Source organism: Ruoffia sp. FAM 26254 (assembly GCF_045528545.1).
GTDB lineage: Bacteria > Bacillota > Bacilli > Lactobacillales > Aerococcaceae > Ruoffia > Ruoffia halotolerans.
In genome coordinates, this window is the sequence record NZ_JBGQQY010000077.1 from 1 (window position 1) to 5,606 (window position 5,606).

At 34.0% G+C, this 5,606-nt stretch carries 5 protein-coding genes; all 5 read left to right on the top strand.

Annotation, left to right across the window (positions count from 1 at the left end; all coding sequences use genetic code 11):
- Nucleotides 1-279: 279 nt before the first annotated feature.
- The 5 genes from liaF (at nt 280) to helD (ending at nt 5,431) form a co-directional block, all read left to right on the top strand.
- On the top strand, nt 280-978 hold the full coding sequence (liaF, locus tag ACEN3Z_RS11465) for a cell wall-active antibiotics response protein LiaF (protein ID WP_407090939.1): 699 nt from the start codon (nt 280-282) through the stop codon (nt 976-978).
- The gene (locus tag ACEN3Z_RS11470; protein WP_407090940.1) at nt 975-2,042 is read left to right on the top strand and encodes a sensor histidine kinase; all 1,068 of its coding nucleotides are present in this window, start codon (nt 975-977) and stop codon (nt 2,040-2,042) included. The genes liaF and ACEN3Z_RS11470 overlap by 4 nt, the downstream gene beginning before the upstream one ends.
- The gene (locus ACEN3Z_RS11475; protein ID WP_138404651.1) at nt 2,039-2,668 is read left to right on the top strand and encodes a response regulator transcription factor; all 630 of its coding nucleotides are present in this window, start codon (nt 2,039-2,041) and stop codon (nt 2,666-2,668) included. The genes ACEN3Z_RS11470 and ACEN3Z_RS11475 overlap by 4 nt, the downstream gene beginning before the upstream one ends.
- 84 nt (nt 2,669-2,752) lie before the next feature.
- Nucleotides 2,753-3,091: a HesB/YadR/YfhF family protein gene (locus ACEN3Z_RS11480; protein ID WP_407090941.1), complete on the top strand. Its 339-nt coding sequence runs from the start codon at nt 2,753-2,755 to the stop codon at nt 3,089-3,091.
- A gap of 153 nt (nt 3,092-3,244) precedes the next feature.
- Nucleotides 3,245-5,431 carry an RNA polymerase recycling motor HelD gene (gene helD, locus ACEN3Z_RS11485; protein ID WP_407090942.1) on the top strand — a complete coding sequence of 729 codons (2,187 nt, stop codon included), beginning with the start codon at nt 3,245-3,247 and terminating at the stop codon, nt 5,429-5,431.
- The last annotated feature ends 175 nt before the right edge of the window (nt 5,432-5,606 follow it).

Genomic DNA, 5,606 nt, shown 5'->3' on the forward strand with positions numbered 1-5,606 from the left:
TCTCCTTTTAGTAATGTATGGTAACTTTATTATATAGGAATTCACTGGCTTTTGTGTACATACAAAAAAAGGTGTCAGTGAGATTTCTCTCACCAACACCAAAAATTCAAGAACCTAATAAGTCTGTCTTTTTATAAGGCAGACTTATTTTTTATCGGAAAATAGGAAGCGATATTCATTTTCTACTTCAGAATCTGTTATACTAATTTTATGGAACAGAGGTGTTATATGCAAAATTTTTTAAGACAAAACATTTTTATTGTATTTGCGGTTAGTCTGGTGCTTATATTATTTGACATCTTTTTAGACTGGAAAATTATAGGTCTTATCGGAGTATCTTTTATACTATTTATCGTCGGATTATTTATTGGAAATCGTATCCTTCGTTTAATAATTTTTGTCGCAGCTTTATTTTTACTTATCTTAAGTTTGCTTATGATTCAATCAGTTTGGGTATTATTATTAGTGATCATCTTGTTTTTAATTTTATTCAGAAGTAAAGATGGCAATGAGTTAATTCATTTTAAAAATGCGTTAATCTTACCTAAGAAGTCTGAAAGTAATTACTTAGGGGTAAAACTGATTGAACCCCAAAGTGAACAGCGAACGATTCTGGATCAAGAATCGATTTTTGATTCATACAGAGAGAAGAAAGTTGAATTTGAATGGGATGATGTGAATATTGTTCTGTTCGGAGGTAATCATATCTTGGATTTTGGTAATACAATCTTACCTCAAGGAGAGACGACGATTATCATCAGAAAGTTGTTCGGTCGAACGCGATTAATTATTCCTAATGATATTGGTGTGAAGTTAAATATCAGTACAATTTCAGGAGGGGTCGTATTTGAATCCCAACGTTATTCATTGACAGCTGATAATTTCCGTTGGATGAGTCCAGATTATGGGGACTCAAATCGAAAAGTGAATGTCATTGTATCAGTGACATTTGGAGATCTTGAGGTGATTATTTTATGAATTTTCGTTTATGGACTCATTTATTCATCTTTCAATTCGTTAGTTTTTCAGCCATTGTCGTCATTATTTTTGGAATTCTAATTTTTGAATTAAATGTGATGACACTGTCAGAGGTGTTTACCGTTGAGTTTTTTAATATTCCAGTGTATTTGATTATTATCGCTTTTATCTTAACTTTGAGTATCGTGTTAGCAATTATACTAACAGTTGCTCTGAGTTCACCTTTTGAACAAATTAGAGCACGAATTAATTGGTTACTATTAGGAAAGTATCAAAATGAAATATTCCGCAAAGAATTACAAGGCGGAAATTGGTTTGATGCTTCAAGACAAACGGCGAAAGATATCAATCGACTACGGGATAAGATTGTTGATCTTTCGGCTGATCTTCAAGAATATACGGCAGCGCCAGTGTTTGTAGGTGAAGATACTAAAGAAGAAATTATTGAGAATGAACGTAATCGGATTGCACGTGAGTTGCATGATTCTGTCAGTCAGCAATTATTCGCTGCGACGATGATGATTTCAGCTATTAGTGAAGTTGCTGAGAGAGAAGAGTTGTCGGTAACAAACTCTGTAAAAAAAGTTGAAGAGATTATTGGAAACGCCCAAACTGAGATGCGGGCTTTACTCCTTCACTTAAGACCGATTGACTTAATGGATCAACGTCTCGATCAAGGTATTAAACACTTATTAGAAGAATTAGATACTAAGATCCCGATGGAAATTCATTGGAATCTTGCACCCGTAAAAGTTGATAGTGGGATTGAAGATCACTTATTCCGAATCGTACAAGAAGCTATATCTAATACGATGCGGCATGCGAAAGCGAATAAAGTTGAAATTTATTTAACTCAAGATAAACATTCAATTCAATTAAAAATTATTGATGATGGGCAAGGGTTTGATGTGAGCACAGCTAAACAAAAAGGTAATTACGGGCTTCGTAATATGGAAGAGCGTGTGAAGAGTTTAGGCGGAATATTGAATATAATTAGTTCAATTGGTAAAGGAACATCCATCGATATTCAAATTCCCATTTCGAGAAGAGAGGTAAATGTATGATTAAAGTATTACTAGTCGATGATCATGAAATGGTACGTTTAGGGGTGTCATCCTACTTGGATGTCCAACCCGACATCGAAGTGATCGGTGAGGCTGAAAATGGTCTTATGGGTTATCACAAAGCATTAGAAGATAAACCAGACATCATCTTGATGGATTTGGTGATGGAAGTCATGGATGGAGTAGAAGCGACTCAAAAAATTATGGAAGAGTGGCCAGAAGCCAAAATTATTATTGTGACATCTTTCATCGATGACGAAAAAGTCTATCCTGCGATTGAAGCCGGCGCTAAGAGTTATTTATTAAAAACATCTTCTGCCAGTGAAATTGCGGATGCTATCCGTGCGACTTACGAAGGCGACACGGTGATGGGACCTGAAGTAACAAGTAAGTTGTTAGAATATGAAGATAAATCCAGACAAAAACAAGCACACGATGATTTAACCAATCGTGAATTAGAAGTATTATTATTAGTTTCAAAAGGGTATACCAATCAAGAAATTGCAGATGAGCTATTCATCACGCTAAAAACAGTAAAAACACATGTTTCGAATATCTTATCTAAACTTGAAGTAAATGACCGCACACAAGCAACTATCTATGCTTATCAGCATGAACTCGTATAAGCAATTCAATTTATTCAAGCAGAATACTGGTTATTATAATAAAAATCATTTATACTCAAAGCGTAGTGATAATAAAAGGAGGAAGTGGCTAATTATGCCACGCACATATATATGGAATTAATTGTTGAAGATAAAGCAGTCAAATGGTTTGAAGAAGAAGTTGGAAGAGCTGAAGGTGCAGGAATTCGCTTTAAAACTATGATCTACGGAAGTAGTCCAGTACAAGATTCATTCGCATTACAAGTTGAACCTACAGAGCCGCATTCTCCAATTGTTACATTTACTTCTGATAATGGCTTATTATTCTTTATTGAAAAAGACGATGAGTGGTTCTTTAAAGAACATGACTTAATAGTTTCTTTTAATGATGAATTACATGAACCAAAATATATTTACCGTAAAGACGGTGTGGATTTAAATTAGGTGCAAACTATTAAATAAAATTTATAGCTATTGTTAGCAACAAAATTGCTAATGGTAGCTATTTTGTTGTTGCATTATACGTTTAGTCGGTATAAGATAGCTATTCGGCATTTTTTTCAATAAGATGTAGTAAAGAAAAGGGGAATGCAGTTTATGACTCAGAACAATTCGCATGATTACGAGAAAGAATTTGCTAAAGAAGCGGAATATTTAGACTTTGTATATAAGAAAATGTTAAAAAGTAGAGAGAGTCTCGATGCATTTGTTAAAGAAGCTCGTGAAGAGGGGCTTACTTTTGTACAAAAGATGTCCGAAGATGTTCGGGTAGATTTTAGTAGTTTTTCTGATAATATGGACACTTTTTCAACAATTGAGATGAAGAACCGCGAGATTGACCAAATGAATTCACGCATTATCTCCGCAGAAAAATTATTAGAAAATGTCAAACGATCATTAGATGCTCCATATTTTGGTAAAGTGGACGTTGATTTTCTAGATGATGAAGAAGCAGAATCTTTCTACATAGGTATTAATAGTTTTGATGATGATAATTACGCAAAGTTTGTCTATGACTGGCGTTCTCCAATCGCAGAGTTATTCTACAATAATACAACAGGAGAATCTGCATATGAAGTGAATGGCAATACAATTGAAGTGGAAATTGATAAACGTAGACAATTCGTTATCGACAAAGATACTTTATTGAAGTTCTTCGACACATCGGTATCGATCCAAGATGATGTATTACTAGAAGCCCTAGAACAAGATAGCTCGAGTTTAATGCAAGATATTACATCTACCATTCAAAGTGAGCAGAATGTGATAATTCGAGATACGAGACATCCGATTATTTTAGTCAATGGAGTGGCTGGGAGTGGAAAAACTTCAACGATTATGCAAAGAATTGCGTATTTACTCTATTCATACCGTAAAGAAATTACCTCAGATAATATTCTAATATTGTCTCCGAATGAGCATTTTGTATCGTATATATCTAATGTGCTCCCATCACTCGGTGAGAAAACGCCATTGAATATGACGCTTTTACAATTTGTAGGGAGACACTTGTCAATGGAATTAGAGGATGAACAAACGTATTTTAACCGTATTAGTATTCACAAGGTTCCGAAGCAAACAGAGATTATTCGAAGTACTTCTTTTATTGATTTTATTAATGACTCAGAAGAGTTAATATTACAACATATGGATTTCTTTAATCCAGTCTTACGTAAAGACAAAGAAATTGTTTCGACTGAAAAAATCATTAAAGCTTTTGAACAGACGCCTGATAGTTCTCCCTTAATTGCTCGTATTCAAGCAACGCGACAATTATTATCAAGTAATTGGGAGAGACGAATGACTAAATTAGCTCAAAAACCTAAAGTGATTGATCGAGTGATGTCATTACCTGAAACCTTACAACAAAAGTTCTTTAATGAACTGATTTCGGATGATTCACCTCAAACGATTAATAAATATGCCAAAAGATATGTCCAAATTCAATACAGTCAAGTAACCCGTGATATTCGTGGTTTAGCTTGGTTTAATTTACAAGGGATTTTTGAAAAAATTTATTTTGCATACTCACAAGAAGTATATCAATTCAATCCAGATGGCATATTAAGCATAGATGAAGCGGTTGCATTTATTTACATTTATAATCGCTTCATTGAAAAATTATCACTTACAAATATGCGATTTGTTCTAGTAGACGAAGTACAAGACTATACAGAAGCACAAATTCGATTATTAGTGAGCTTATTCCCTAAATCAGCATTTACCATGGTAGGGGATGAGAATCAAGCGATATTTAACGCCAATATCAAATTCCAAGATATTATCAATAATTTCTCAGCCCGCTCAGAAAAAGTTGAGTTATATCAATTAGTGAATAGTTACCGGTCAAGTGGATCAATCACACGCTTATTCAATCGGCTCGCAACCAATAACGATGAATGGGAAATTATTCCGATTCGACCGGCTGGAAATGAACCTAAAATTATTAAAGTTGATAATCAAGCTGACTATTTGAAGCTATTAGAAGCGGTAAATCAAGAGTTAGATGGAAAAGCATTAACATTGATCACTAAAACAATGGTTGAGGCTGAAGAACTGGAACAATCTTTTGGCCAAGAACTATTGGATCGATTAAATCTAACCATCATTCCAATTAGTTTATCCAAAGGATTGGAATTTGATAATGTCTTAATTCATAATGCTTCAAACGAACATTATCATTCACAACGTGATAAGCGAATTCTGTATACAGCAAGTTCTAGAGCTATGAAAAATCTATTTATTACATATGAAGATCAGTTGACTGAGTTTCTTCAATCGTAAAGTTGAACATTTATAGACATAAAATAGACGGCAAGAGATCCATAATTGGATCTCTTGCCGTCTATTTGCTTTAATGGTTCTTGAATTTTTGGTGTTGGTGAGAGAAATCTCACTGACACCTTTTTTTGTATGTACACAAAAGCCAGTGAATTCCTATATAATAAAGTTACCATAC

What these genes read in the sequence shown, in the direction of transcription:
- ACEN3Z_RS11470 (WP_407090940.1), top strand. Translation starts at nt 975, where the DNA reads ATGAATTTTCGTTTATGGACTCATTTATTCATCTTTCAATTCGTTAGT.
- ACEN3Z_RS11475 (WP_138404651.1), top strand. Translation starts at nt 2,039, where the DNA reads ATGATTAAAGTATTACTAGTCGATGATCATGAAATGGTACGTTTAGGG.
- helD (WP_407090942.1), top strand. Translation starts at nt 3,245, where the DNA reads ATGACTCAGAACAATTCGCATGATTACGAGAAAGAATTTGCTAAAGAA.